General features: G+C 66.4%; 22 protein-coding genes and 1 riboswitch. Of the genes, 14 read left to right on the top strand and 8 right to left on the bottom strand.

Going from position 1 to position 26,606, the window contains the following annotated elements; all coding sequences use genetic code 11:
- Positions 1-5 precede the first annotated feature (5 nt).
- The 3 genes from N2K99_RS07915 (at position 6) to N2K99_RS07925 (ending at position 3,746) form a co-directional block, all read left to right on the top strand.
- Positions 6-1,595 (top strand): ABC-F family ATP-binding cassette domain-containing protein, encoded by a 1,590-nt coding sequence (locus N2K99_RS07915; RefSeq protein WP_227933432.1) that lies wholly within the window; start codon positions 6-8, stop codon positions 1,593-1,595.
- Between the two features lie 63 nt (positions 1,596-1,658).
- The gene (locus tag N2K99_RS07920) at positions 1,659-2,963 is read left to right on the top strand and encodes a sodium:proton antiporter (protein ID WP_227933434.1); all 1,305 of its coding nucleotides are present in this window, start codon (positions 1,659-1,661) and stop codon (positions 2,961-2,963) included.
- Positions 2,964-3,011: 48 nt separating this feature from the next.
- Positions 3,012-3,746, top strand: coding sequence for a YqjF family protein (locus N2K99_RS07925; protein WP_227933435.1), 735 nt, complete (start codon positions 3,012-3,014; stop codon positions 3,744-3,746).
- Here N2K99_RS07925 and N2K99_RS07930 read toward each other — a convergent pair.
- The 5 genes from N2K99_RS07930 to N2K99_RS07950 all read right to left on the bottom strand — a co-directional run bounded on the left by N2K99_RS07930 (position 3,699) and on the right by N2K99_RS07950 (position 9,707).
- Complete coding sequence (locus tag N2K99_RS07930; RefSeq protein WP_227933436.1) at positions 3,699-4,256, bottom strand: hypothetical protein; 558 nt, start codon at positions 4,254-4,256, stop codon at positions 3,699-3,701. The genes N2K99_RS07925 and N2K99_RS07930 overlap by 48 nt on opposite strands.
- 152 nt (positions 4,257-4,408) lie before the next feature.
- The gene (locus N2K99_RS07935) at positions 4,409-6,727 is read right to left on the bottom strand and encodes an alkaline phosphatase (RefSeq protein WP_227933437.1); all 2,319 of its coding nucleotides are present in this window, start codon (positions 6,725-6,727) and stop codon (positions 4,409-4,411) included.
- A gap of 112 nt (positions 6,728-6,839) precedes the next feature.
- Positions 6,840-7,460, bottom strand: a complete 621-nt coding sequence (locus N2K99_RS07940) for an L-threonylcarbamoyladenylate synthase (protein WP_227921911.1) — start codon at positions 7,458-7,460, stop codon at positions 6,840-6,842.
- Positions 7,461-7,563: 103 nt separating this feature from the next.
- A complete protein-coding gene (locus N2K99_RS07945) occupies positions 7,564-9,153 on the bottom strand; it encodes an HNH endonuclease signature motif containing protein (protein WP_227933439.1) in 1,590 nt (529 codons plus the stop codon).
- Between the two features lie 269 nt (positions 9,154-9,422).
- Entirely contained in the window at positions 9,423-9,707 is a 285-nt protein-coding gene (locus N2K99_RS07950) for a hypothetical protein (protein ID WP_227933440.1), read from the bottom strand.
- A 76-nt stretch (positions 9,708-9,783) separates the two neighbouring features.
- Here N2K99_RS07950 and N2K99_RS07955 point away from each other — a divergent pair, with 76 nt between their 5' ends.
- From N2K99_RS07955 to N2K99_RS07970, 4 genes are all read left to right on the top strand, one after another.
- On the top strand, positions 9,784-10,017 hold the full coding sequence (locus tag N2K99_RS07955; RefSeq protein ID WP_227921905.1) for a zinc-ribbon domain-containing protein: 234 nt from the start codon (positions 9,784-9,786) through the stop codon (positions 10,015-10,017).
- Between the two features lie 277 nt (positions 10,018-10,294).
- Positions 10,295-11,932, top strand: coding sequence for a ribonuclease J (locus tag N2K99_RS07960; RefSeq protein WP_227933533.1), 1,638 nt, complete (start codon positions 10,295-10,297; stop codon positions 11,930-11,932).
- Between the two features lie 350 nt (positions 11,933-12,282).
- Positions 12,283-14,334 carry a transglycosylase domain-containing protein gene (locus N2K99_RS07965; RefSeq protein ID WP_227921903.1) on the top strand — a complete coding sequence of 684 codons (2,052 nt, stop codon included), beginning with the start codon at positions 12,283-12,285 and terminating at the stop codon, positions 14,332-14,334.
- A 113-nt stretch (positions 14,335-14,447) separates the two neighbouring features.
- Positions 14,448-15,794, top strand: coding sequence for an alpha-amylase family glycosyl hydrolase (locus tag N2K99_RS07970; RefSeq protein WP_227933442.1), 1,347 nt, complete (start codon positions 14,448-14,450; stop codon positions 15,792-15,794).
- Here the strand turns inward: N2K99_RS07970 and N2K99_RS07975 are convergent.
- Both N2K99_RS07975 and N2K99_RS07980 read right to left on the bottom strand, forming a co-directional pair.
- Positions 15,791-16,540: an SDR family NAD(P)-dependent oxidoreductase gene (locus N2K99_RS07975; RefSeq protein WP_227921897.1), complete on the bottom strand. Its 750-nt coding sequence runs from the start codon at positions 16,538-16,540 to the stop codon at positions 15,791-15,793. The two genes, N2K99_RS07970 and N2K99_RS07975, sit on opposite strands and share 4 nt — an antisense overlap.
- Positions 16,524-17,258: a TetR/AcrR family transcriptional regulator gene (locus tag N2K99_RS07980; protein WP_227933443.1), complete on the bottom strand. Its 735-nt coding sequence runs from the start codon at positions 17,256-17,258 to the stop codon at positions 16,524-16,526. Before N2K99_RS07980 ends, N2K99_RS07975 begins: the two co-directional genes overlap by 17 nt.
- A 173-nt stretch (positions 17,259-17,431) precedes the next feature.
- Here N2K99_RS07980 and N2K99_RS07985 point away from each other — a divergent pair, with 173 nt between their 5' ends.
- From N2K99_RS07985 to N2K99_RS08015, 7 genes are read left to right on the top strand one after another with little or no spacing between them, the layout of a single operon-like run.
- Positions 17,432-17,566 (top strand): hypothetical protein, encoded by a 135-nt coding sequence (locus N2K99_RS07985; protein WP_257793655.1) that lies wholly within the window; start codon positions 17,432-17,434, stop codon positions 17,564-17,566.
- Positions 17,563-17,652 (top strand): potassium-transporting ATPase subunit F, encoded by a 90-nt coding sequence (locus tag N2K99_RS07990; RefSeq protein ID WP_227921892.1) that lies wholly within the window; start codon positions 17,563-17,565, stop codon positions 17,650-17,652. Before N2K99_RS07985 ends, N2K99_RS07990 begins: the two co-directional genes overlap by 4 nt.
- Entirely contained in the window at positions 17,652-19,313 is a 1,662-nt protein-coding gene (gene kdpA / locus N2K99_RS07995) for a potassium-transporting ATPase subunit KdpA (protein WP_227933444.1), read from the top strand. Before N2K99_RS07990 ends, kdpA begins: the two co-directional genes overlap by 1 nt.
- 2 nt (positions 19,314-19,315) lie before the next feature.
- Positions 19,316-21,466, top strand: coding sequence for a potassium-transporting ATPase subunit KdpB (gene kdpB, locus N2K99_RS08000; RefSeq protein ID WP_227933446.1), 2,151 nt, complete (start codon positions 19,316-19,318; stop codon positions 21,464-21,466).
- A 54-nt stretch (positions 21,467-21,520) separates the two neighbouring features.
- Positions 21,521-22,129: a potassium-transporting ATPase subunit KdpC gene (gene kdpC / locus N2K99_RS08005; RefSeq protein ID WP_227933447.1), complete on the top strand. Its 609-nt coding sequence runs from the start codon at positions 21,521-21,523 to the stop codon at positions 22,127-22,129.
- A 3-nt stretch (positions 22,130-22,132) separates the two neighbouring features.
- Positions 22,133-24,667 carry an ATP-binding protein gene (locus N2K99_RS08010; protein ID WP_227921881.1) on the top strand — a complete coding sequence of 845 codons (2,535 nt, stop codon included), beginning with the start codon at positions 22,133-22,135 and terminating at the stop codon, positions 24,665-24,667.
- On the top strand, positions 24,664-25,338 hold the full coding sequence (locus tag N2K99_RS08015) for a response regulator (RefSeq protein WP_227933448.1): 675 nt from the start codon (positions 24,664-24,666) through the stop codon (positions 25,336-25,338). The genes N2K99_RS08010 and N2K99_RS08015 overlap by 4 nt, the downstream gene beginning before the upstream one ends.
- A 92-nt stretch (positions 25,339-25,430) precedes the next feature.
- Here N2K99_RS08015 and N2K99_RS08020 read toward each other — a convergent pair whose 3' ends face one another.
- Positions 25,431-26,300: a LysM peptidoglycan-binding domain-containing protein gene (locus N2K99_RS08020; protein ID WP_227921876.1), complete on the bottom strand. Its 870-nt coding sequence runs from the start codon at positions 26,298-26,300 to the stop codon at positions 25,431-25,433.
- 3 nt (positions 26,301-26,303) lie between these two features.
- Positions 26,304-26,448, bottom strand: a riboswitch (cyclic di-AMP (ydaO/yuaA leader).
- Between the last annotated feature and the right edge of the window lie 158 nt (positions 26,449-26,606).

The raw sequence follows: 26,606 nt of genomic DNA on the forward strand, positions 1-26,606 counted from the left end.
ACACCATGAGCCTGATCCGGCTGCAGGACGTCAATACTTCCTTCGAGAACAAGCAGGTGCTGCGTGAAGCGTTCCTGCGGCTCGATCCCAAGGACCGGATCGGCCTGATCGGCCGGAACGGCTCCGGCAAATCCACCATCCTGAAACTGGTCCTGGACCAGGTGCAGCCGGACTCCGGCACCGTAACCGTGGAACCGGGCGTGAAGATCGGCTACTTCTCCCAGTTCTCCGAACTGGACGGGCAGGCCAGCATTGCCGAGGTCCTGGATTCCGTCTTCACGGAAATCAAGGACGTCGAGGCTGAGCTGGCGGGAATCGATGAAGCCATTGCAGCCGATCCCGCGGGCAAGGAAATGGATCGGCTCATCCGCCGCCAGTCGGAACTGTTCGAAACCATGGACCGGCTCGACGGCTGGGACTACCCGCGCCGCATCGACAGCGTGCTCACCACCCTCGGCTTCACCGCCGCACACCGTGTCTGCCCGATCGACGCCCTCTCCGGCGGCTGGCGGAACCGTGCGGCACTGGCCAAGATCCTGCTGGAGCAGCCCGATGTGCTCCTGCTCGACGAACCCACCAACTACCTGGATGTGGCCGGCGTCGAATGGCTCGAGGGCTGGTTCCGCGACTTCCGGGGAGCGGCCATCATCGTCTCGCACGACCGGAAGTTCCTCGACGCCGTCGTGACCCGCATCGTGGAGGTGGAGAACTTCCACCTGCACGAATACCCGGGAAACTTCGCGGAGTACGTGGTGCAGAAGCAGTTCCGGTTGAAGAACCTCCAGGCCCAGTTCGTCCACGAGGCCGAACTGCTGGCCTTTGAAGCCGAAGGCATTGCGGACCGCCGCGAGGCGGCCAAAGCCGGCGGGCGGCTCAGCACCCAGCTGGCCCGCATCAAGAAATCCCGTGCGCCCCGGCCCGTGGACGAAATCATTACCGGCATCTACGACGGCCTGCACGTAAAGGACGTGCTCGGCCGCGTCCGCGGCGTGTCCAAGTCGTACGGGGAAAAGGTGCTCTTCGAGGACCTGAGCTTCGAAGTGAACAAGGGGGACCGCATCGCGGTCACCGGAACCAACGGCAGCGGCAAGACCACACTGCTGCGCGTGCTCACGGGCGAAGAACAGCCCGACGCCGGCGATGTCACCTGGCCGAAGGGCCCGGCCATGGTTTCCTACAACCAGATGCTGGCGGAACTCGACGACGCCGACACCGTCACCCACGCCGTCAACTCGCTGCCGGGATCCCTCGCCTTCAGCGCCACGAAAAAGTCCGTCAACCGGTTCCTGACCATGTTCCAGTTCTCCGAAGCGGACCTGGTGCAGAAGATCGGGAACCTTTCCGGCGGGCAGCGCGCCCGCGTCGCCATGGCCCAGTGCCTGCTGTCGGGCGCTCCCGTCCTGCTGCTGGACGAACCCACCAACCACCTGGACATGTCCAGCACACAGGTCATGGAGCGCGCCCTGCTGCATTTCCCGGGCGCCGTCATAGTGGTCAGCCATGACCGGTTCTTCACCGAAAAAATCGCTACCCGCTGGCTCGTCTTCGGTGCCGACGGAGCGAAGCCGGGGCAGGTCACCATCCGCGAAGCCTAGGGAGCCGACACGAATTCGGCGCGGCGTCTGTCGGGGTGCCCGATGCGCCGCTAATGTCGGGGGGTGTTTGACGGACCCAGCCTTGTCTTCTTCGCAGCCGGCCTAGCAGTCTTCCTTGCAGCCGTGCTGCCCAAGGCGCTGCGCAATGTTCCGGTTTCCATGCCCATGGTGTTCCTTGGTGCGGGAATCCTGGCGTTCAGCCTCCTGAAGGACCTGCCGGACCCGGATCCGCTGCGCTATGGAGAATTCACCACGCACCTGACCGAGGTGTGCGTGATCATTTCCCTGATGGGCGCAGGACTGGCACTGGACCGCCCGGTCGGCTGGCGGCGGTGGTCCACCACCTGGCGGATGCTGGGCATTGCCATGCCGCTGAGCCTGCTGGGCCTGACCCTGCTAAACCTTTGGGTCCTCGGAGTCGGCCTGGCAGCTGCCATCCTGTTGGCCGCAGCGCTGGCCCCGACCGATCCGGTGCTGGCCTCCGAGGTCCAGGTGGGCGAACCCGCCGACGACGAGGAAGAGGACTCGGAAGGCGAAGCCGAGGACGAGGTCCGCTTCGGACTGACGTCCGAAGCCGGGCTGAACGACGGCCTGGCGTTCCCGTTTGTCTACCTCGCCATCGGCATGAGCCTGGTGGGGACGGCGCCGTCCGACTGGTTCCCGCACTGGATCGCCGTGGACGTCTGCTGGCGGATAGGTATGGGCGTCCTCCTTGGCTTCTTCGTTGGCAAGCTCCTGAGCCGGCTCTTCTTCTCCGCACGGTTGGAAAGCATCCGCCTCTCCAACCACTCTGAAGGCTTCGTGGCCCTGGCGGCCACCTTCCTGGCCTACGGAATCACCGAAATGCTCGACGGCTACGGTTTCGTTGCCGTCTTCGTCTGTGCAGTCACCATCCGGGCCGCTGAACGTACCCACGGCTACCACCGGGTGCTGCACAGCTACGTGGAGCAGCTGGAGCGGCTGCTGACCGTAGTCCTGCTGCTGCTCCTCGGCGGCGCCATTGCCCGCGGACTGCTCTCGGACATCGGCTGGCGCGAGGTGGCAGTGGCCGCCGCGTTCCTCCTCGTCGTCCGGCCCCTCGCCGGCTGGCTGGGTCTGCTGGGCGGCCGGCCCGGCCCCCGCGAGCGGATGGCCATCGCCTTCTTCGGCGTCCGCGGGATCGGCTCCCTGTATTACCTCGGTTACGCACTGGGCAAGGGGAACTTCGACGGCGCGGAGCAGCTGTGGGGGCTGCTCGGCCTGGTGGTGGCCTCCTCCGTCGTGCTGCACGGGATCACGGCGGCACCGGTGATCAACCGGCTGGACCGGATCCGCCGGAAGACGGCCATGGAACGCTTCGGCGAGGAACGGCCGGATACGGCGGTCTGACCCGCACCTGCTCTTTCCGCCCGGCCGGGGCGCTGTTAGCTTGGCGCCATGGGTACCCCCGTCCTCGGCACGGAGGATCCCTGGCCCGCGGGACTCAGGGTGACGCCGCCGATACTGATGGCCCAGACCTGGGCCGGCACCGTTTTCCTCCACTGGCGCATTCCCGCGTCTGCTGCCGCACCGTACATGCCGCCCGGCGTCGAACCTGATGTCTTCCACGGTTCCACCTGGGTGGGGCTGGTGGGGTTCCTGGCGCGGGAAACCCGCTTGTTCGGGCGGGTTCCCGTTCCGTACTTCGGGTCCTTCACCGAAATCAACGTGCGCCTGTATTCACGCGGCCCGGACGGCAGCCGCGGGGTGCTCTTCCTGACCCTGGACGCCTCACGGCTGGTTCCGGTCCTCGTTGCCCGCGCCCTGCACATCCCGTATGTCTGGTCCGGCTGCCGGCCCGCGCGTTCCGGCCGGGAGCCGGGGTACGACGTCGAGCGGTTCGGGAAACAGCCCCGCTCGTCCTTCGCCGTGGTTCCGGACTATGCCCGGCAGGCGGACGATGACTTGTCCTTGCTGCTCACTGCGCGGTTCGGCCTACATGCGGTCTTCGCCGGCAGGACGGTGTTCATTCCCAACTCCCACCGGCCCTGGCCGTTGTATCCGGCCCGGCTGACGCACTTCCACGATGAACTGGTGTCTGCGGCCGGGCTTCCCGTCGAAGGGCCGCCGGACACGGTGCATTACTCACCCGGTGTGCGCACCTTGTTCGGCCGTCCGCGACGGATTGCCTGAGCCGGCCAGTTCCCTGCGCAGGCCGCGTTCGCCCTGCCGCATCAGCAGCGAGTGGGCTGCGGTGAAGACCGGCCGCGCCACGGGCGTGAGCAGGCGCATCCAGCGCCGGGTGGGGCGGACCTGCCAGTCGATGTCCATCCGGGTCTGCGCCGCGTCACCGGGGGCGATCCCGGGGGTGTCCGCCGGCACGGGGAACAGGCGGATCCGGCCGGTGCCCGCCAGGTCTCCGCCGGCGTCGAACTCTATGATCCGTGGCTGGACTGCGGTGGTCGGGTGGATGGTGATGGACAGGTGGTAGCCCAGGGCTGCACGGAAGCGCAGTCGGACGGTAGTGGCCAGCAGTTCCGACGTCGGGTCTGAAGCGGCGTCCGGATCGGTGGCGAGGTCCTGGAGCGTGCAGCCGGGCCACCAGCGCGGCCAGCTCATGTCCGGGCTGGCCACGGTCTCCCACACCGCCTCGGGGGTCGCGTCGAGCAGCCAGCTGGAAGGGAGGATGTAGAGACCGGGCATAACTTCAGCATGCCATCCGGGATCCGGCGGGCTGAAACCGGTGCCGTGGCGAAACCGACTCGTGCCGGGCAGGCTCGTGCCGGGACCGATGCTTCGGTCCCGGCACGGTGTCCGGTGTTATCGATCCTTTGCTGACCCAGTCCTTGCGGAACCTAGCGGGTGTAGGCCCGGGGCAGGTCGAAGCCCCGCTCCTCCATTACTGCGCGCAGCCGGGTGGGGTAGTCGGTGATGATTCCGTCCACGCCCAGGTCAATGAGCCGGTGCATGTCTGCCACCTCATTGACGGTCCAGGGAATGACCGGCATGCCGAGGGCGTGTGCGTCGGCAATCATTTCGGCCGTGACCGTGGTGAAGATGGGGGAGAGCACGTCGTAGCCCTGGGCATGGGCGGCGCGGACAACGGACCCGCCGAAGTCATCAATATCGATTCCGCCCAGCTGCGGGGCTGCGCCCGGCTGGCCTACGCCGAGGTCCTCCGGCGTGCTGGCCAAAGCCACCCGCGTCAGTTCCGGGGCGATCCGCTCGAGCAGGTTCAGGGTGGACCAGTCAAAGGACTGGATGGTGGTGCGGCGCTCGCGGTTCGCATCGCGGACCACGTCCACCACCGCCTCGGTCAGGGCGACACTGCGCGGCCCGCCGGCCTGGCCCTCCTCGACCTTGGTTTCGACATTGAACTGGATTTTGCGGGCACCGTACTCCCGGGCGAGGCGATAGACATCGCTCAGCTCCGCAATCCGGTTGCCCTCCGCGACATCCTGCTCCGGGTACCCCGGCAACTGCTGGTAGCCGCAGTTCAGGGTCTGGAGCTGCAAGAGGCTCAATTCCGCTACGCGGTCGCCCACGTAGGGGAATTCCGGATCCCCGGAAGTGGCAGGAGCCGTATCGGCGCACTTCGTGGTCAGGATGATGTCGTCATGCCAGACAATCACCCGGCCGTCCTCGGTCAGGTGCGTGTCCAGTTCCAGTGTGGTGACGCCCAGTTCCAATGCGTGTGCGAAGGCCGCCAGGGATTCTTCGGTTACTTCGCCGCGTCCGCCGCGGTGCGCCTGGAGGTTAAAGTCCCGTTCCGTGCCGGAACGCATCACCGAAACCATGACCTCGAAGATCCGGGTGTTCTCATAAACGCCCGTCAGCATCTCGGCGCCGGGTCCCATGGCAGTCAGGGGAACGTCGTCGCCCGTATGGCCGCCGGTGGTCCAATCGATCTGGTACTGCTGGTCGGAGTTGGCGACGTCGAATGGTCCTTCCTGCACCGGGCTCTCCGGGTTGGAATCATCACCCAGCGGTTCGATGGCCATACCGCCGGTCTGGTGGTCGCCCACCGTGATCAGCAGGGTGTTCCCATCCTGCTCGGCGAACTCCTTGGCCAGGGCGACGGAGTTGTCGAACTGAATGCCGGACTCGATGGTCAGCGCCCCGTTATTGACATGGCTCATGGCGTCGATGCCCTCTTCCTCCACCATGAGGAAGAAGCCGTTGTCATCCTGGTTGTTGTTCAGGACGTCAATGGCTTTCCGGGTCATTTCGGTCAGCGGAACCGTGGGCTCGTAAGAGTCTTCAACGTCGTCTCCGTATTGGAACATTTCCTCGTTGGCGAAGAGCCCGAGGAGCATGTCACCCTCTGCTGCCTGCAGGCCGGGCAGGTCCCAGACGTACTCGTAGCCCAGGTCCTGGGCCTCTTCCACCAGGTTGCCCTCGGTACCGGCACTTTCCTCGGATTCGTCCTCTGCAGGATTGTCGGGGTACCTGCCCGGGGTGCCCGCCGGGTACCAGTAATCCTCGCCGCCGCCCAGGATCACCTCCGGGTGGGAACTGCGCAGGTATTGGGCTGCGATGGCGCTCTGCTCATCCCGGTCCAATACGTGCGAGCCGAAAGCGGCCGGAGTTGCATCCGTCACCTGGGCGGTGGTGACCAGCCCGGAGGACTTTCCGAGCCGCTCGGCGATTTCCAGTGCCGAGGTCACGGGCTGCTGTTCCAGGTCCACACCGATGGCGCCGTTGTAGGTTTTCACCCCGGTGGCCATGGACGTGGCAGCGGCGGCCGAGTCGGTGATGAAGGTGCCGGGATCCGCGGAGTTGGTGTGGACCCGGCCCACCTCGGGCAGTGAATCCATGGCCAGTTCCCCGGTCAGGCCAACCGAGGCCAGCCGGATGGCGTCGCGTTGCGCCGTTCCCATCCCGTCGCCGACCATCAGGATTACGTTGACGGCGTCGTCGTTACCGTGTCCGCCGCCGTCTGTCGGCGTCGGGGTCGGTGATGGTGCTCCCGTATGGGTCGGTGATGGTGTTCCGGTGGGCGACGGGGTGGAGGTGGGAGTGGGTGTGGGTGTGGAAGTCTTCGTGGGTCCGGGGGAGCCGGTGGGATGGCCGTTCCCGCCGCCTACGCCCGGAAGTCCGGTACCTACGCCGCATCCCGCCAGGACGCAGATACCCAATATCGCCGTCGATAGTGTCTTAGCCGTCTTCTTCATGTGGTTTCCCCTGCGAGTGCCTAGCGATGGTTCCCCCTGACGCGTGCCAGACTTCGTGCGCGCGAGGGGAGAGTCAACCGCAGGAACCAATAAAGGTTCCGGGCCGCCGGGGTTACTCGAAGGGTGTCGGGTCTCCGGTTCCGCGCCGTACGATTTCGGGCGAGTCACCGGAGAAATCGATGACTGTTGTGGGCTCCGGGCCGCAGAACCCGGAATCGATGACGGCGTCCACCTGGTGGTCCAGGCGCTCCTTGATTTCCCAGCCCTGGGTCATGGGATCCTCATCGCCGGGCAGCAGCAGTGTGCTGGAGAGCAGCGGTTCGCCGAGGCCTTCCAGAATCGACTGCACCACCGTATTGTCCGGGATGCGCACGCCGACGGTCCGCTTCTTGGGCTGGAGCAGCCACTTGGGCACTTCTTTCACCGCCGGCAGGATGAAGGTATAGCTTCCGGGGGTGGCGGCTTTGATGCTGCGGAACACCGAGTTGTCCAGCTGCACGAACTGGCCCAGCTGCGCGAAGTTACGGCAGACCAGGGTGAAGTGGTGCTTATCGTCCAGCTGGCGGATCTGGCGGATGCGTTCCAGTCCCTCCCGGTTGCCCAGCTGCACTCCCAGTGCATAGCAGGAGTCGGTGGGGTAGGCGATCAACCCGCCGGATTCGAGCAGGTTCACAATCTGGCCGATGGCCCTGGGCTGCGGGTTTTCCGGGTGTACGTCAAAGTATCTGGCCATCCCCACAGCCTACCGGTGGCCGTCGCTGACGGGGACTGGCCGGGTCCGGGCACCGGCGAGCGCCGGGGATCTTCCGCGAGCGCCGGCCGGCTATGCACCCCGGCTATGCCGCCCGAATCAGGTCCACCACTATCTTCTCGACCGTAGAGAGGCCGTCCTCAATAGGAGCACCTGGCAACGGTGGCGCTGTGGAGCGGTATGTGTGTCCGGTGGGGGTGGAGGTCTCCACGGTATGGCCGAGTATTGCGGGTGAGCCTTCCATCCCTCCGCCCGCCGCACCTGTTGCGGCCGCTGAGCCGGGAGGTTTGATTACCTTTGCGGACCAGCCCGGCGCTTCCTTGGCGTGGTTGCACGCTTCGCAGAGTCCCTGTCCGTTCCCGACGCTGGTGGGACCTCTGGCGCTGTGCCGCCGGACATGGTCGAACTCCCGGATTGGGGCACCGCACCACGGCATCCGGCAGGTAGCGTCCCGTGCGGCGATGAACCGGGCCAAGGATGTCGGGAACAAACGTGCCCGAGAATCCATAGCGACCAGCTCACCGGTTTCCGGAGCCGTGTACAGCCTGCGGATGAAGGTCTGGACATCCCTGGCGGGTCTGTCGCTCCGATCCTGGCGTCGGCCACTGTTCGGGCCGCCGGTCCGGGCGCTGCCCTCGGCGTCACCGTGGCCTTCTGCGCCACCGGCGTCACCGTGGCCTTCTGCGCCACCGGTGCCGCACGTGCCATCGGCAACGCGACCCGAGTTCTCCATAGCCCCACCCCGGTTGCGGACCAGATCCCTGGCCCACTGGGCCGGAACGGGGCCGTAGCCGGGGACGAATGCCGGCTCTGATTCTCCGGCAAGCAGTGTCCGATCCGTCATCACCAGCTGGACCTCCACTTTCATGGGGTCCGCCTGTGCCTGACCGGTGATTCGGCCTACAAGCGTGTCCGCCATGATCTGGCCACGGGTACGCCGGTCCCCGGCTGCTGTCAGCCGGTCTGCCTCCCGGGCTAGGGCCGCGTATACGCCTACCCCTTGGGCGACGGGCAGAAGCCCCGTCAGGTACGTCATGGTGTCCGGCGCGGGACGGCAGGAAACGAAACGTTCGGATGCAGCCTTGGCGGCCCGGTTCACGGCAGCCTGTGGATCCAGCCGGTAAGCAGCAGCCCTGGCGCGGGAAGTGAGCTGCCGATCTCCCAGGGTTTCCAGCAGCCCCGGGTCTCCGGCCACTTCCGCATCTACCCGCTGCCGATCTTCTCTGCTCAGGCAAGCGGTTTCACGCACCAGCAGTGTCGCCCGCCATTCGTTGATCTTTCCGTGGCTCAGGGCGTGGAGGGTGCAGGGCATGTCCTGAGTGAGGGCCTTGGCGAACCCCAGCAGGCGCCCGCCGCGGTTGGCCGATTCCCTCCGGGCCAAAGCTATCTGCGAGGCCACGCCCCAACCCTGCTTGTCCCGGGATACTCCCTCCACCGCCTGCTTCCGACGCTGCGAGGCGTCAAACGCCGCGGCCGCCCGGGCCTGCGCTGCCGATGCTGCAGCCTTCAGCTCTTCAAGGGCTCGAATCCGGTCGATGAGCTCTGTGTCCGGCGGCGGGGCATGCTCTGCGTCGGCGTCCTCACTCAATACGCCTGCCCATTCGTTCACTGACGCGCTGCTGACACGGGAAGGGTCAGCAGACAAGTGGTGTCCGTGCGGACGATATTCGAACATGTGTTCGAGTCTATCGGCGGTAAATCGTAGGGGGAAGGAGGGAAATACCTGACCTACTACCTGTCTTTGCGGTCCGTGAAGCAGACTCAAAAGTCCGGCTGGTTGCTGGTGCCAGGAGCGTTTGTCGCCCTGCTTGAGGCGAGTTCCGCGCGTGGATGCCATGCCGGGTCCGGGCTTCCTGCGGGACCCTGCCGTTCACGCTGGGCTTCGGCGCTCGCAGATTTGTCCTGGCGAAGCAGGTCTGCGCTCGCAGGCGGGAACCTGTGGCATTAGGTGCAGAAGGATTGCGGTCCGCACTGCGAGCGTTTCCAGGCCCCGGCACCGAGCGCAGGGTTCACGAGGGTGCGGCCGGTATCCCGGCAGGCGTGCCAAAGCAGGGGAGAGGGCGAGCAAAAGTAGTTCTGTGGACGGACGACGCCGGTCTCCTCCGGCAGTGCGCAGATCCGGTCCAGCTGCCGCGCCTCGCCCAGGACGACGCCGGTGAGTATGACGTCGACTTTGCCGTCACGACGTCGCGAGGCGGCGGTGTTGCACGCCCCAAAGGCATGCAGCATCCCTCTTGATAAGCAAGCTTAGTAAAACCCGCGTGTCCGCACGTCCCGGCCTGCCGGCGCGACGTAGAGTGGTCGGATGTTCGTGCTCATTGGATTCAAGACCGTGCTCTCCTCACTCTTTTCGCGGCCGGCCACCTGCCAGTACTGCGGCGTCTACGGAGAGCAGTATGTGGAAGAGCGCGCTAACCGGCTGACGCTCTTTTTCATCCCCGTCTTCACCACCAGCCGCCGCTACGCCTTTACCTGCTCCAACTGCGGCCGCAGTACGGGTATTAACAAGTCGCAGAAGAACGCCCTCCAGCGCGGCTGAACCGCTGTCGGCACGGGAAGAAAACCACCGCAGGACGCCTATCGAACCCTTCCGAGACTCTCCGTGAGGGCCCGGTGTCCCCGGCGCGCCGGAAAAGTCAATAGAATGAAAGAAGCACAACAGCTGCCGGCCCTGTTCTGGCCGCACCACAGACTTCCGGAATGCCGCCGTACGGCTGCCGTTCCAACCTGCAATCCGATCCCCAACGAAAGAACCCTCATCCGTGAATAGAACACCTGCCGTCCTGAAAGCCCCCCGGGAACTCGCCAAGGGAACCATGCGTGTCATGAACCTCGGCGGCCTTGGCGAAATCGGCAGGAACATGACCGTTTTCGAATTCGACGGCAAACTGCTGATCGTTGACTGCGGCGTCCTCTTCCCCGAAGAGGAACACCCCGGCGTCAACCTCATCCTGCCCGACTTCACCGCCATCCGCGACCGCCTGCAGGACGTTGTTGCCATTGTCCTGACCCACGGCCACGAAGACCACATCGGCGGTGTGCCGTACCTGCTTCGCGAGCGTTCGGACATTCCCATCGTTGGCTCCAAGCTGACCCTGGCGTTCATCGAGGCCAAGCTGAAGGAACACCGGATTAAGCCCAAGCTGATCCAGGTCAAGGAAGGCGACCGCCGCACCATCGGCGGCTTCGACCTCGAGTTCCTGGCCGTGAACCACTCCATCCCGGACGGTCTGGCCATCGCCATCCGCACCGCCGCCGGCATGGCACTGCACACCGGTGACTTCAAGATGGACCAGTTCCCGCTGGACCGCCGCATCACCGACCTCACCGGCTTCGCCCGGCTCGGCGTGGAAGGCGTGGACCTGTTCCTCACCGACTCCACCAACGCCGAGGTTCCCGGCTTCATGGCCTCGGAAAAGGAACTGGCCCCGGCCATCGACACGGTCTTCCGCACCGCGCCGCGCCGCATCATCGTCTCCAGCTTCGCCAGCCACATCCACCGCATCCAGCAGGTCATCGACGCGGCATCGCGCTACAACCGCAAGGTCTCCTTCGTGGGCCGCTCGATGATCCGCAACATGACCATCGCCGAGGAACTGGGCTACCTGAACATCCCCAAGGGCATCCTGGTGGACTTCAAGTCGCTGCAGCGCACCGATGACCACAAGGTGGTGCTGATCTGCACCGGGTCGCAGGGCGAGCCGATGGCAGCGCTATCCCGGATGGCCAACAAGGACCACCAAATCCGCATCCACGAGGGCGACACCGTGCTGATGGCCAGCTCGCTGATCCCGGGCAACGAGAACGCCATTTACGGCATCATCAACAACCTGACTAAGATCGGCGCCAACGTGGTGCACAAGGGCAATGCCAAGGTGCACGTCTCCGGCCACGCCAGCGCCGGCGAACTCGCCTACTGCTACAACATTGTCAAGCCGCGCAACGTAATGCCGGTGCACGGCGAGTGGCGCCACCTCAAGGCCAACGGAGCCATCGCAGAGGCGACCGGTATGGATCCCCGAGACATCGTCATCGCCGAAAACGGCATGACCGTTGACCTGCGCCGCGGCCGGGCCACGATCTCCGGGAAGCATCAGGTGGACCTGGTCTTCGTGGACGGCGACAGCGTCGGCCACACCACCGAGGAAACCCTGAAGGAGCGCATGCAGCTGGCCGAGGAGGGCGCCGTGACGGTGCTGGCCCTGGTCGACGCCGATACCGGCACCATCGCCGAGCCTGCCGAATTCTTCACCAAGGGCTTCACCGTGAAGTCCGAGGACCTGAAGAAGGCAGAGGAAGCCGTGGAGAAGGCCCTGGCCAACGCCGCCGCGGGCAGCCGCCGCGGACCGAAGAGCGAGGACCTCGAAGACGTCATCGAGCGCGCCGTCGCCAACTGGATGCGCCGCTTCTACAACCGCACACCGGCAATCACCGCGATTGTCGTCGACGCCTAAAGCGCCGTCGCCGTGAGGCTTTAGCCAACAGGCTTTAGTCAACACACAGGAGGAGGGGCCGCAAGTCGCACCAGCGACCTGCGGCCCCTCCTTTTGCACTGCCGGAAGTGCTGGTTTGCTGTGATCTTGTTCTCGCGGGGTTTCCGGGCCGGCCCCGCTGGCGGGTGCCCTCAGCGCGGACCGGCAGCGGCCCGATCCCAGTGCTGGAGCGGGATTCCGGCCTGCTTCCGGACGCCGGTTCCACCCGTCCCTTACCCGATGTGACCCATTCGGTCAAGACCCTTCACAGGCAAAGTCGATAACTTGTAGGGATGCGTCCCCCCAAATCCTCATTCCTCGAGAGACTTTCCGTGCCCGGACGGTTAGTCGCGTTCCTCCTCGTAAGCCTGCTGGCCGGCGTGTTGGCCGCCAGCACCCTGATCCCCATGGCGGCAGTAGCAGCCACGGGCACGGACATGGCCGTCGGAGTGCTGGACCAGCTGCCCGACGAGCTGGAAACCGGACCCCTGGATGAGGGATCAAAGATCTACAGCGCCGACGGCGTGCTGCTGGCCACCTTCTATGCCCAGAACCGGGTTCCGGTGGAGCTGGACGAGATGTCGCAGAGCATGCAGGACGCCATCGTCTCCATTGAGGACGCACGCTTCTTCGAGCACAACGGCATTGACTTCAAGGGCGTTGCCCGTGCCGTTGCCTCCAATGTGGCCGGTTCGGATACGCAGGGCGCCTCTACCCTGACCATGCAGTACGTAAACAACGTGCTTATCAGCCGGGACATCGCTGCGGGCAAGGGCGGCAGCGACCTCACGATCAGCGGCACCAAGGACCTCGGGGACAAGCTGCGCGAAGCCAAGCTCGCTGTCGCCGTTGAAAAGCAGTACTCCAAGGAGGAGATCCTGGAGGGTTACCTCAACATCGTGCTCTTCGGCGGACAGACCTACGGCGTGGAGGCTGCGGCCCAGAGCTACTTCGGCATCTCCGCCTCGGAGCTCAATCCGGCACAGTCGGCCATGCTGGCCGGCATGGTGCAGTCGCCCAGCCACTACAACCCGTTCACCAACCCCGAAGGAACGCAGGCCCGCCGGGACACCGTGCTGGCGGCCATGCTGAAGAACGACAAGATCAGCCAGGCCGAGTATGACGAAGCGGTGGCGAGCGGACTGGACCTGAACCCGCAGACCGTGACCTCGGGATGCACTGGCGCCGAAACCGCCCAGTACTTCTGCAGCTATGTGGAACAGACCATCCTGCAGTCGGAGGCCTTCGGCGCCGATGTCGAAGAGCGCGCCAAGCTCCTGGCACGCGGCGGGTTGACCATCAGGACCACCCTGGACTCGCGGCTGCAGTCGCAGGCACAGAAGCAGATCGAAGCCCAGGTTCCGGTAGGGGATCCCTCCGGGGCCGGCTCGGCAATAGTGTCCGTGGAACCGGGCACGGGCAAGATCCTTGCCATGGCCCAGAACACCGAGTACACCCCGGAGCTGGGCAAGGGCAAAACCCAGCTCAACTTCAATGTGGACGCGGACATGGGCGGCACGCCCTACGGGTTCCAGCCCGGCTCCACCATGAAGCCGTTCACCACCGCCGCCTGGCTGGCGGCCGGGCACGGGCTCAACGACACCATCGACGCCACGCGTACGTCCTACCCGGCAGGCTTCGACTGGAAGGCCAGCTGCCTCGGCCCGAATGCGGAGTTCGACGAATGGAAATTCAAGAACGCCTCCGAGGGCTTTGAGAAGAAGATGACCGTTGCGGAGGGCCTGCGGCAGTCCGTCAACACCGCCACCGTGGCGCAGGCAGCCCAGCTGGACCTGTGCGACATCCGGGATACCGCCACCAGCATGGGTGTCCACCGCGCAGTGGACGGGGAACCCCTGGAAGTCACCAGTCCCTCCTTTGTCCTCGGCGGACAGGAAGTCTCCCCGCTGACCATAGCTTCGGCCTACGCCACCTTCGCCAGCGGCGGCGAATACTGCACACCCACCGCGCTGACCGAAGTCACCGACGGCCAGGGCAACGCGTACGACGTCGCCGGAGGAGAATGCACCCGCGCCATCAGCGAGGATGTGGCAGCTGCCGTGACGCAGCCGCTGGAGAAACTGGTTGAGGGCTCACCGGGCAGCATCCGGCCCATCGGCGTCCCCGCCGCGGCCAAAACCGGCACCACCGACATGTCCGAGCAGACCTGGACCGTCGGCTACACCACCGGCATCGCGACGGCGTCCTGGGTGGGGAACTGGAACTCCTACTCCTCGCTGAACAACCAGTCCATTAACGGCGTCACCCGCTCTTACGTGGACGGCTCCGCCATCGCCGGTGCCCAGTGGACCGACTACATGAAGGCCGTCGCCAAGCTCTACGAAGCGAAGGACTTCCCCTCCGTCCCGGACAGCATGCTCTAGGCCTGGACGCTGGCGCCGGTGCAGGTGCCGGCGAAGGGAATTCCCGAAGGTAAGCGTGCTGATGGCAGACTGGGGGAGGCATAACTCCGCAGCGCGAAGGGAACGGGAAACTTATGACGACGCCGGACTGGGTGGAGCATGTGGTGTGGTGGCAGGTCTATCCGCTGGGCTTTGCCGGAGCGGAAAAGGCTGCGCTCCCGGAGCAGGCCTCGGCGCGGCACGGGCTGGCGAAGCTGGTTCCGTGGCTCGATTACCTCGTGGAGATGGGCGCCTCCGGCCTCGCGCTCGGACCGGTGTTCGCCTCCGAAACCCACGGGTATGACACCACCGACTATTACCGGATAGATTCCCGGCTGGGCGACGATGCCGACTTCGACGAATTGGTGGCCCAGGCGCACGCGCGCGGGATCAGGGTGCTCCTCGACGGCGTCTTCAACCACACCGGCCGCTCCTTCGCCCCCTTCCGCCAGGCACTCGAGCAGGGCCCGGGGGCGACGACGGCGGACTGGTTCGGTTTTACCTGGCCGGACGGCTGGACGCCGGGAACCGAACCGGACTACAAAGACTTCGAGGGCCATCACCACCTGGTGGCCCTGAACCATGCCGAACCGGCCGTGGCGGATTTCGTGGCCGACGTGATGAAGCACTGGCTGCGCCGCGGCGCGGACGGCTGGCGGCTGGACGCCGCCTACGCGGTGCCGTCACCGTTCTGGGCGAAGGTCCTGGACGAGGTCCGCACGGAGTTCCCCGACGCGTATTTTGTGGGGGAGTACATCCACGGGGACTACCCGGCGGATGTGCGCGCCGGACACCTGGATTCGGTGACCCAGTACGAACTGTGGAAAGCCATCTGGAGCTCGCTGGCCGAAGCGAACTTCTACGAGCTGTCCGCCGCGCTGGAGCGGCACAACACCTTCCTGGACACCTTTGTGCCGTTGACCTTCGTCGGCAACCATGACGTCACCCGCATCGCCAGCCGGCTGGCGCCGTCGGGCCGGCTCGCGCACGCACTGGTGCTGCTGTTCACCCTCCCGGGCACCCCGACGGTGTACTACGGCGACGAGCAGGGCTACCGGGGCGACAAGGAGGACCGTGCCGGAGGGGACGACGACATCCGTCCGTCCTTCCCGGCGTCCCCTGAGGAGCTTTCGGCCGTGGGGCAGCCGCTGTACCACCTGCACCAGGAACTGATCGGGCTGCGCCGCCGGCACCACTGGGTGCATGGCGCGCGCACGCGGGTACATTCGCTGGCCAACGAACAGCTGGTCTACGAGGTGTTCGACGCCGGCCACTCGCTGTTCGTTGCCATGAACCTCGAGGACACGCCGGTCACCGTGCAGGTGCCCGAAGCTGCCCGGGACGTCCTGGCCGGCGCGGGCGGGCTGGACGTTCCGGGCAGGCGGCTGGCGCTGCCGGCGAAGGGCTGGGCCATCCTCGGCCCAGCCCCGGCAGCCGGCTAGTAGAGCTTGATGGTGCCGCCGTCGGCCATGAGGGTCTGGCCGGTCAGGTACTGGGAATCCTCGCTGGCGAGGAACACCACGATGGGGGCAATGTCCGTTTCGGGGTCGCCGAGCCGGCCCAGGGGGACGCCGTCGACGACTTCCTGGTAGGCCTCCGGGAAGGCCTGGCTCCACTGGACGATGCCGGGGGTGAGGGCCACCGGGGAAACCACGTTGACGCGGATGCCGTCCACGGCCCATTCATTGGCGGCCGTGCGGGAAATGGCGCGGATGGCTTCCTTTGCCGCGGCGTAGGCCACCTGGTTCGGCAGGCCCTTGATACCCGCACCGGAGCCGAAGTTGATGATGCTGCCTCGGGTCTTTTTCAGCTCCGGGTACGCGGCGCGCATCAGGTGGAAGGTTGCCATGGTGCCCGTGTTGAAGGACAGGTCCCAGATCTCGGGCGTGGTTTCCATGATCGGTGCCTGCTTGGACGCGTGGGCGTTGTTGACCAGGATGTCCAGGCCGCCGAAGCGCTCCACGGTTTCTGCCACGATGGCCGCGGCGTTCTCGGCCTTGGCAATGTCCTTGGCGATGAAAATGACCTCGCCCTTGCCCTCAAGAGCGGCCAGCAGCTTGTCGCCCTGGGCCTGGTCGATGTCCACCACTGCCACCTTGGCGCCTTCGGCGAGGAACCGCCGGACAATGCCCTGGCCGATGCCGCCGGCCCCGCCGGTGATGATGGCGGTCTTATTGCTGAGTTTCATTTTCTTCCTTCCGTAAAACCGGACGGATGCGGCCGCCCGGAGCTTTGTTGAGGTTCTGTTCGACGCCGGCAATGAAGCTTCCGACGAAGAAGTCCAGTGACCGGCGTGAGGCCGGATAGCTGATGCCCTGGGCCTGGAACCGGGCCGCCTGCGGGTGCTGCGCCACGGCCTCCGGTGTCCAGCGGAGGTGCCCGCCCGGCCCGGGGCCGTCCGCCTGTTCCGGGGGGCCGAAATGGGCTGCGGCCGTGATGGACGCCGTGCCGATGACGGCGGCCGAAATGCCCAGCAGGCAGTCAAAGCCCTCGTCCTCGCTCAGGCCGGCTGAGCCCAGCCGGGAGAGCACCAGTTCCACCTCGTCGGGGGTGGCCATGTTCACGAGCCGGCGCGGCGTCAGGACAATGCGCAGCAGCCAGGGGTGCGCCGAGAAGGCCCGCCATTGGGCATCGGCCAGGTGTGCCAGGGTTTCCTGCCAGGACAGCTTCCGGGCGGGCAGGAGTGCGTAGTCCCTGGTGGCGGCATCGGCCATCAGGAGCAGCAGGGCGCTGCGGTCCGCCACATGGCGGTAGAGCGCCATCGCCGAAACCCCGAACTCCGCCGCCACCCTGCGCATGGAGACGGCATCCAGGCCGTCCGCGTCAGCGATCCGGACTGCGGCCGCAGCGATCGCGGCGGGGCTGAGGGGCAGGGTGCGGGACACGGCGTTTCCTTCGGTGGGCATCAGTTTACAGTGTATACCGCACGTGCCCGGCCCTGCCGCACACCGGCAGCCCGGCGTCGCAATCACCCGTTTACATGGGCATTCCGTAAGGGTTTGGGGTCCCGGCGTGAGGAAAGCGTGAGGATGGCTCTTTGAGCGCCGGCGAGGGCATGTAATCGGATGCGGCACAAGGTGTGCCCGCGCTGCCAAAGCGGCAGCGCGCCGAACGGCTGGGGGCAATTCCCGTGCTTGATGTTTTATTTGTGGTGGGCTTCGTAGGGCTTTTCGCTGCGTTTGTCCTGATGGCCGGGGCGGTGGAAAAGCTGTGATCGTTTTCAACGTCCTTGCACTCTGCCTCGGGGTGGCCGCCGTCGGCTATCTCCTGGTGGCACTTGTTCGACCGGAGCGGTTCTGATGGGCGGCTGGGTAACGGCCGCACAGGTCCTCAGCCTGGTGGTCCTGCTCGCGGCGGTCCACCGGCCGCTCGGTGACTACATGGCCCGGCTGTACTCCTCCGAAAAACACCTCCGTGCGGAGCGCGGCTTCTACCGCCTGGTCGGAGTGGACGGTTCCTCCGGCCAGGCCTGGCAGAGCTACCTGCGCTCAGTCCTGGTTTTCTCCGGGGCCAGCATGCTCCTGCTTTACCTGCTGCAGCGACTCCAGCACCTGCTGCCGGGCTCGCTCGGCCTTCCGGCGGTGCCCGAAGCCCTGTCCTTCAACACGGCAGCCTCCTTCGTGGCCAACACCAACTGGCAGTCCTACTCGCCCGAAGTCACCATGGGTTACGCGGTGCAGATGGCGGGCCTGGCGGTGCAGAACTTCCTGTCCGCAGCTGTGGGTCTGGCCGTGGCGGTGGCACTGATCCGCGGCCTGGCCGGCCGCAACTCGTCCACCATCGGCAATTTCTGGGTGGACCTGACCCGCAGCGTCCTGCGGTTGCTGCTGCCCGTCGCTTTCCTGGCCGCCATCGTGCTGATCCTCGGCGGCGTGATCCAGAACTTCAACGGCTTCACCTCCGTCACCAACCTCCTCGGCGGAACCTCCACGGTCCCCGGCGGACCGGTGGCCTCCCAGGAAGCCATTAAGCTCCTGGGCACCAACGGCGGCGGCTTCTTCAATGCCAACTCCGCGCACCCGTTTGAAAACCCCAGCGGGTGGACCAACCTGGTGGAAATCTTCCTGATGCTCGTTATCCCGTTCAGCCTGCCCCGAACGTTCGGCACCATGGTGGGGGACCGCCGGCAGGGGTACGCGATCCTGGCAGCCATGGCCTCAATCTTCACGGTGTCGTTCGCGGCCATGACCGCATTCGAATTCGGTGCCGCGGACGGTGCAGCCGGTTCCATGGAAGGAAAGGAACAGCGGTTCGGAATAGCCGCATCGACCCTCTTTGGCTCGACCAGCACACTGACGTCCACCGGTGCGGTGAACGCCATGCATGACAGCTTCAGTCCGCTGGGCGGCATGATGGCGATGCTGAACATGATGCTCGGCGAAGTGGCGCCGGGCGGCGTCGGCTCCGGGCTCTACGGCATGCTGATCCTGGCGATCATCACCGCTTTTGTGGCCGGGCTCCTGGTGGGACGCACTCCCGAGTACCTCGGCAAGAAAATCGGCCCGAGGGAAATCAAGCTCGCCAGCCTCTACATCCTCACCATGCCCACCCTGGTCCTGGTCGGGACGGCGCTGAGCTTCGCGGTTCCCGGCATCCGGGCCGACATCGAGGGCACCTCCATCCTGAACACCGGACTCCACGGCTTCAGCGAGGTCCTGTATGCCTTCACTTCAGCAGCCAATAACAACGGCTCCGCATTCGCCGGACTCACGGCCAATACCCCGTGGCTGAACACAGCCCTCGGCGTGGCCATGCTGGTGGGCCGCTTCCTGCCGATGGTCTTCGTGGTCGCCCTGGCCGGAGCCTTCGCCGAACAGGGCAAGGTCCCCGCCTCGGCCGGCACCCTGCCCACCCACCGGCCGCAGTCCGTGACGCTGCTGTGCGGCGTCACCGTGATCGTGACTGCCCTGACCTTCTTTCCCGTACTCGCGCTGGGTCCCCTGGCGGAAGGACTGCAATAACCATGTCCACACTTACCAAACCCCTGGAATCCGTTGCGGACTCCGAACCGGCTCCTGCCGGCCGCGGCATCTCTGCGGGCTCGCTGGCCGCCGCCCTGCCCGGAGCCTTCCGGAAACTGGACCCGCGGCTGATGGTCCGCACCCCGGTGATGTTTATCGTCGAAGTGGGTGCCGTACTGATCACCGCGATCGCCGTTGCCGAGCCCTTCCTCGGCGGCCCGCAGGACTCCGGCGGCACCCCCGTCCCCGGCGCTTTCTCCTGGCTGATTGCCGGCTGGCTCTGGGCCACCGTCATCTTTGCCAACCTCGCTGAAGCCGTGGCCGAGGGCCGCGGGAAGGCGCAGGCAGCCAGCCTGCGCAACAGCCGGGCCACCACCACCGCCTACCGGCTGGAGGGTTACGACTCCGGCCGCGATCCCGCCGCCCTCGGGGCAACCATCTCGGAGGTTCCCTCGGCCGATCTTGGGCTGGACGACGTGGTGGTGGTCGAGGCCGGGCAGATCATCCCCGGCGACGGCGACATCATCGACGGCATCGCGTCCGTCGACGAGTCGGCAATCACCGGCGAATCCGCCCCGGTCGTCCGCGAATCCGGCGGCGACCGCTCGGCGGTTACCGGCGGTACCCGGGTCCTGTCCGACCGGATTATCGTCCGGATCACCAGCAAACCCGGGGAAACCTTCGTAGACCGGATGATCCGGCTCGTCGAAGGCGCCGCGCGGCAGAAGACGCCCAACGAGATTGCCCTGAACATCCTCCTGGCCACGCTGTCGCTCATCTTCATCGTGGTGGTGCTGACGCTTAACCCGCTGGCAAGCTACTCATCCGCCACGGTCAGCATCCCCGTCCTGGTGGCGCTGCTGGTCTGCCTGATCCCCACCACCATCGGTGCACTGCTGTCCGCGATCGGCATTGCCGGCATGGACCGCCTGGTCCAGCGAAACGTCCTGGCCATGTCCGGCCGTGCGGTGGAGGCTGCCGGTGACGTCACCACGCTGCTGCTCGATAAGACGGGCACCATCACGTACGGCAACCGCCAGGCCGCCGGCTTCATCCCGATCAACGGCACCGAGAGCACCGACCTGATCGACGCCGCCGTGTTGTCCTCCTTCGGTGATCCCACCCCGGAGGGCAAGTCCATCGTGGACCTGGCCGCCGCTAAGGGCTGCCGCCCGGAACCGCCGGCCGGCTCCGTCAGCGTTCCCTTCACTGCCCAGACGCGGATGAGCGGCATGGACTTCCCCGACGGGGCGAAGATCCGCAAGGGTGCTTCCTCCGCCATCCTGGACTGGACGGCGGAATCCGGCGGCATCGACGTCGACGTCCTGATTGCCGTCGAGGACCAGGTGAAGAAGATCTCCACCGGCGGCGGCACTCCGCTGCTGGTGGCGGTTCGGGACGCCGACGGCGGCACCCGGGTGCTCGGTGTGATCCACCTGAAGGACGTGGTCAAGGAGGGCCTGAAGGAACGCTTCACCCAGCTGCGGGCCATGGGCATCCGCACCGTGATGATCACCGGCGACAATCCGTACACCGCGAAGGCCATTGCCGCCGAGGCAGGCGTGGACGACTTCCTGGCCGAAGCCACCCCCGAGGACAAGATGGCCCTGATCCGCCGCGAACAGGCGGGCGGGCATCTGGTGGCCATGACGGGCGACGGTACCAATGACGCCCCGGCACTGGCCCAGGCCGACGTCGGCGTGGCCATGAACACGGGCACTTCCGCGGCCAAGGAAGCCGGCAACATGGTGGACCTGGACTCGGACCCCACCAAACTGATTGACATTGTCGGGATCGGCAAGCAGCTGCTTATTACCCGCGGCGCCCTGACCACCTTCTCGATCGCCAACGACATTGCCAAGTACTTCGCCATCATCCCGGCGATGTTCGTGGGGATTTTCCCCGGCCTTGCCGCGCTGAACCTGATGCAGCTCCACTCTCCGGCCTCGGCCATCCTCTCCGCGGTGATCTTCAACGCGGTGATCATCGTGGCACTGATTCCGCTGGCGCTGCGCGGGGTGAAGTACCGGGCTGCCGGATCCTCCTCGATCCTCAGCCGCAACCTGCTGATCTACGGAGTGGGCGGCGTGATTGCGCCGTTCATCGGCATCAAGCTCATTGACCTGCTGATCAGCCTCATCCCGGGCTTCTGACATGGCGCCCCTCATCCGCACCATCCGCAGCATCCCCCTTACTAGGAGCAGGAAATGAACCCCGTCCGCAGCAGCATGCGCCAGCTTGGCGTCTCCCTCCGCGCCCTGGCGGTGCTCACGCTTTTCCTCGGCGTTGTGTACCCGTTGGTGGTGACGGGTGTCGGCCAGGCCGCGCTGCACGGCCGGGCCAACGGCTCGATGGTCAGCAGCGGCGGCAACGAGGTGGGCTCGAAGCTGATCGGCCAGTCGTTCACTGACGCCGACGGCGCTGCCCTGCCCGAATGGTTCCAGTCCCGGCCGTCCGCCGCGGGGGACGGGTACGACGGCGGTGCCTCCAGCGGTTCCAACCTCGGTCCGCTGAACGAGGACCTCGCGGCTGCCGTGGCCGAGCGGCGGGCAGCCGTCGCGGAGCTGGAGTCGGTGGCGCCGGAGGATGTTCCCGCCGAGGCGGTCACGGCATCGGGGTCCGGGCTGGATCCGCACATCAGCCCCGAGTACGCCCGGATGCAGGTGGACCGGGTGGCGGCCGAACGCGGCCTGGATCCGGTGCAGGTCTCTGCCCTGGTGGACGACGCCACGCAGGCCCCGTTCGCCGGAGTCCTGGGCAGCAGTACCGTCAACGTGTTGCTTTTGAACATTTCGCTGGCGGAGCTGGACACTTAGTCCATGACGCGAGGACAACTGAGGGTATTTCTGGGGGCGGCGCCCGGCGTGGGCAAGACCTACGCCATGCTTGAAGAGGGGCGCCGCCTCCGGGATGAGGGATCCGACGTCGTCGTCGCGCTGGTGGAAACCCACGGCCGCGCCGCGACAGCTGCCCTGGCCGAGGGGCTGGAGACGGTCCCGCGTGCCGCCCTCAGCCACCGCGGGCTGGAACTCACGGAGCTGGACCTGGACGCCGTCCTGGCGCGGGCGCCGGAATACGCGCTGGTGGATGAACTGGCCCATACCAACGTGCCCGGACTGAAGAACGAAAAGCGGTGGCAGGACGTGCAGGCCCTGCTCGACGCAGGGATCAACGTCCTGTCCACCGTGAACATCCAGCACATCGACTCCCTCAACGATGTGATCGAGCAGATCACCGGCACCCTGCAGGCCGAAACCGTACCGGACGCCGTCCTGCGCGGAGCCGAACAGGTGGAACTGGTGGACCTCACTCCCCAGTCGCTGCGCGGACGCCTGGCCGACGGCGTCATTTATCCGGAAGAACGGGTGGACGCAGCCCTGTCCAACTATTTCCGCCTCGGAAACCTGACGGCCCTGCGCGAACTGGCCCTGCTGTGGCTGGCGGACGAGGTGGATTCGGCTCTGAACCGCTACCGTGAAGAGCACGGCATCAGCCGCAAATGGGAGGCCCGGGAGCGGGTGGTGGTGGCGCTCACCGGCGGCGCCGAAGGGCGCACCCTGCTGCGCCGCGGGGCACGGATTGCAGCCCGGTCCGCCGGGGGAAAGCTGCTGGCCGTCCACGTTTCCGGGGCCGACGGACTGCGCGGGCCGGAACCGGCAGAACTGGCCGCGCAGCGGCTCCTGGTGGAGAAGCTCGGCGGCACGTTCCACCAGGTGGTGGGCAACGATGTTCCGCGGGCACTGGTTGACTTTGCCCGGGGCGTCAACGCCACGCAGCTGGTGGTGGGGGTCAGCCGCCGTCCCCGGATCGCAGCACTGCTGTCCGGACAGGGCATCGGCGCCACGGTTATCCGGGAGTCCGGGGACATCGACGTGCATATGGTCTCCCACTCGGCGGCTGCCCGGACCTTGGTGCTGCCGCACTTCGGGGGCGCCCTCTCGATGCGTCGGCGCCTGCTGGGCTTCGCCTTCGCCATTGTGGGCGGTCCGCTGCTGACGGCAGGCCTGGTTTCGCTCCGGAGCGCCGAAACCATCACCGGCGACGTGCTGAGCTACCAGCTGCTGGTCATCCTCGTGGCCCTGATCGGCGGCATCTGGCCGGCCCTGTTCGCGGCCTTGCTCTCGGGCCTGACCCTGGACTTCTTCTTCATCCAACCGCTGTACACCGTTACCGTGGCCACGCCGTCGCACATGCTGGCACTGGGGCTCTACGTAGTGAACGCGCTGCTCGTCAGTTATGTGGTGGATGCCGCCGCCCGGCGGGCGCGCACCGCCCGGCGTTCGGCGTCGGAATCCGAGCTGCTCGCATCGGTGGCCGGCAGCGTGCTGCGCGGGGAAGATGCCCTTGCCGCACTGGTCAGCCGCACCCGTGAAGCCTTCAACGTGAGCGCCGCACGGATGCGTTGCGAGGATGAAGACCTGTACTCCGAGGGCGAGTGGCCGGCTTCCGCCTCACCCGAAGATCCGGCGTTCACCCGCCTGCCGGTGGGGGAGCGGTGCTCCTTGGATCTATGGGGGCGCGAACTGGCTGCGTCGGACCGGCGCCTGCTGGCGGTCATCACCGCCCAGTTGGAGGCGGCACTGGAACACCGCGAACTGACCGAAACCGCCAGGGGACTCGGCTCGCTGGCCGAGGCGGACAAGGTCCGCACGGCGCTGCTGGCCGCCGTCGGGCATGACCTGCGGCGGCCGCTGACCGCAGCGACCGCCGCCGTTACCGGGCTGCGGGCAACGGACGTCACCTGGTCCGAGCAGGACCGCAGCGAACTCCTCGCCACCGCCGAGGAATCCCTGGCCTCCCTTTCCGGACTCGTCACCAGCCTGCTGGATGTGAGCAGGCTGCAGGCCGGCGTCGTCGGCGTGAGCCTGGAGCCGCTGAATGTCGCGGATGCGGTGCTGCCGGCGCTCGAGGAACTTGAATTGGGACCGGCGGACGTGGAACTGGAAATCCCCTCCGCGCCGCGCGTGGTCCTGGCCGATCCGGTGCTCCTGCAGCGTGTGCTGGTCAACCTGCTGGCCAATGCGGTGCGCTTCAGCCCGGCGGAAACGAAATGTGTCCTGTCCGTCAGCGAGTTTGCCGGCCGGGTGGAAATCCGCGTCATAGACTCGGGACCCGGTGTCCCGGAGCAGCGGCGGGGAGAAATCTTCGTCCCCTTCCAGCGGCTGGGGGACACGGATAACTCAACCGGCCTGGGCCTGGGACTGGCCTTGGCCAAGGGATTCACTGAAGGAATGGGCGGAACGCTGGAAACCGAAGACACCCCCGGCGGCGGTCTGACCATGGTCCTCTCGCTGCCTGCCGCTGAACGCGGTACCCATGCGGCAGGGATCTCCACTCCGGCGGTGGCCGGATGAAGATCCTGGTCGCCGACGACGACGTGCAGATCCTCCGCGCGCTGCGCATCACGCTGAGCGCGTACGGATATGAGGTAGTGACAGCGGAAAGCGGCAGTGCCGCCATCCGGAAGGCGGTGGACACCCATCCGGACCTGCTGGTGCTGGATCTGGGCATGCCGGGGGTGAGCGGCATGGAAGTCATTGAAGCCGTCCGCGGCTGGAGTGCCGTGCCCATCCTGGTGGTCTCGGGCCGGATCGATCCGGCGGACAAGGTGCGGGCGCTGGACCTGGGGGCGGATGACTACGTCACCAAGCCCTTTTCCACCGAGGAACTGCTGGCCCGGATCCGGGCGCTTTCCCGCCGGTCGCCCGCGGCTGCGGGCCCCAGCGAGATCACGTTCGGGACCGTGCGGGTGGACCTGGCCGCGCGGCGCATCGCGCGGGTCGACGACGGCTCGGACATCCGCCTGACGCCTACCGAGTGGCGGTTCCTGTCCGAACTGCTTGCCCATCCGGGCATGCTGGTCACCCAACAGGCCCTGCTCACGAACGTCTGGGGCCCGGGCACCACGGACTCGGGCTACCTGCGGCTGTACATCGGACAGCTGCGGCGGAAACTGGAGCGTGACCCTGCGGCTCCGGAGCACCTGCTCACTGAACACGGCATGGGCTACCGGTTTGTGCCCTGATGCAACCGGTGGCAGGTCCTGACCGCTTAACGCAATGAGCGCCCGGCCCTTGCGGGACGGACGCTCATCTTGCGCGGTGTGGCTGGGAAGCCTTATGCGCGGTAGAACACGGGGCCGGAGCCGACGTTGACGGACTGGACTACGGTCTGGTTGCCGTTCCAGCCGCTGTGGATGGCTTCGCCGTTGCCGATGTAGATGGCAATGTGGGCCAGGCCCATGCCGCCGTCGGCGTAGTAGACCATGTCACCGGGCTCCGGGGTGGAGACCTGGGTGCCGTAGGCGGCCAGCTGTGCGGGAGCAAGGTCCCCCACGCTGTGGCCTGCGGCGCGCAGGGCAACCTCAACCAGGACGGTGCAGTCCTGGGCTGCGCCCAGCTGCGACTGTGCCGAAGCCAGCATGATGGCGTTGGTGCCGCTGGCTGCGGGGGTTGCTGCAGCCGGCGTGATGTTGGTGGACTGGGTGGTGACCACGCCGGTATTGGCGGGCTCAACCGGTGCTGCTGCTGCCGGTGCTGCAGCCGGAGCGGCGTAGGACGCAACGGGTTCGGCAGCAATGGCCGGAGCGGCTTCGCCGGCAACGGTGATGACATCGCCGGGGTAGATGATCGATGCCAGGGACAGGCCGTTCAGCGCCAGGACGGAGTCCAGGCCAACGCCGTAAGCGGCGGAGATCTGGCCCAGGGTGTCACCGGAAACAACGGTGTGGGTGGTGGCAGCAGCTGCGGGGGCAGCTACCGGTGCGGCTGCAACGGGGGCGGCTGCTACCGGGGCGGCCGGTGCAACGGCCTGCGACGGGGTGTAGTTGTCATTGGCGACAACTCCGGCGGAGGCCGGTGCGGCCATGCTGAGCATCAGGCCGGAACCTGCGACGACTACGGCAGCGGCGCTGCCGATGGTCCGTCCACGGCCGGCAACGACGATGGTCTCGGCGCGGTGGCGTCCACGAGTCTTGTTGAAAGTCATGTAATAACCTCTCCCGATACCTGCGAGGTGAGCTGTCGGATTCGGATGGGAGACACCCGGCCGCCGGTGAAACCGGAGACTTAACCCCAAGGATTCAAGGAACCCATAAATGGTTCCCCCGCCTCTGCCGTGGTTGTGCGTTCTGTGGACCCCGGGACCAGCGGCAGAGCTAGGTAACAAGCCCGGGGGAGCCGCATCAGAAAGCGGCATGGGAATAACCGTACAAGATAGTTACGGTTGGATAACCATTGTGTGATCTGCTTCTCTCAGGCGTGTGATCGGGGGCGCGATATGCTACCCGAAATC

Origin of the sequence: Arthrobacter sp. zg-Y1110 (assembly GCF_025244865.1) — a bacterium.
GTDB lineage: Bacteria > Actinomycetota > Actinomycetes > Actinomycetales > Micrococcaceae > Arthrobacter_B.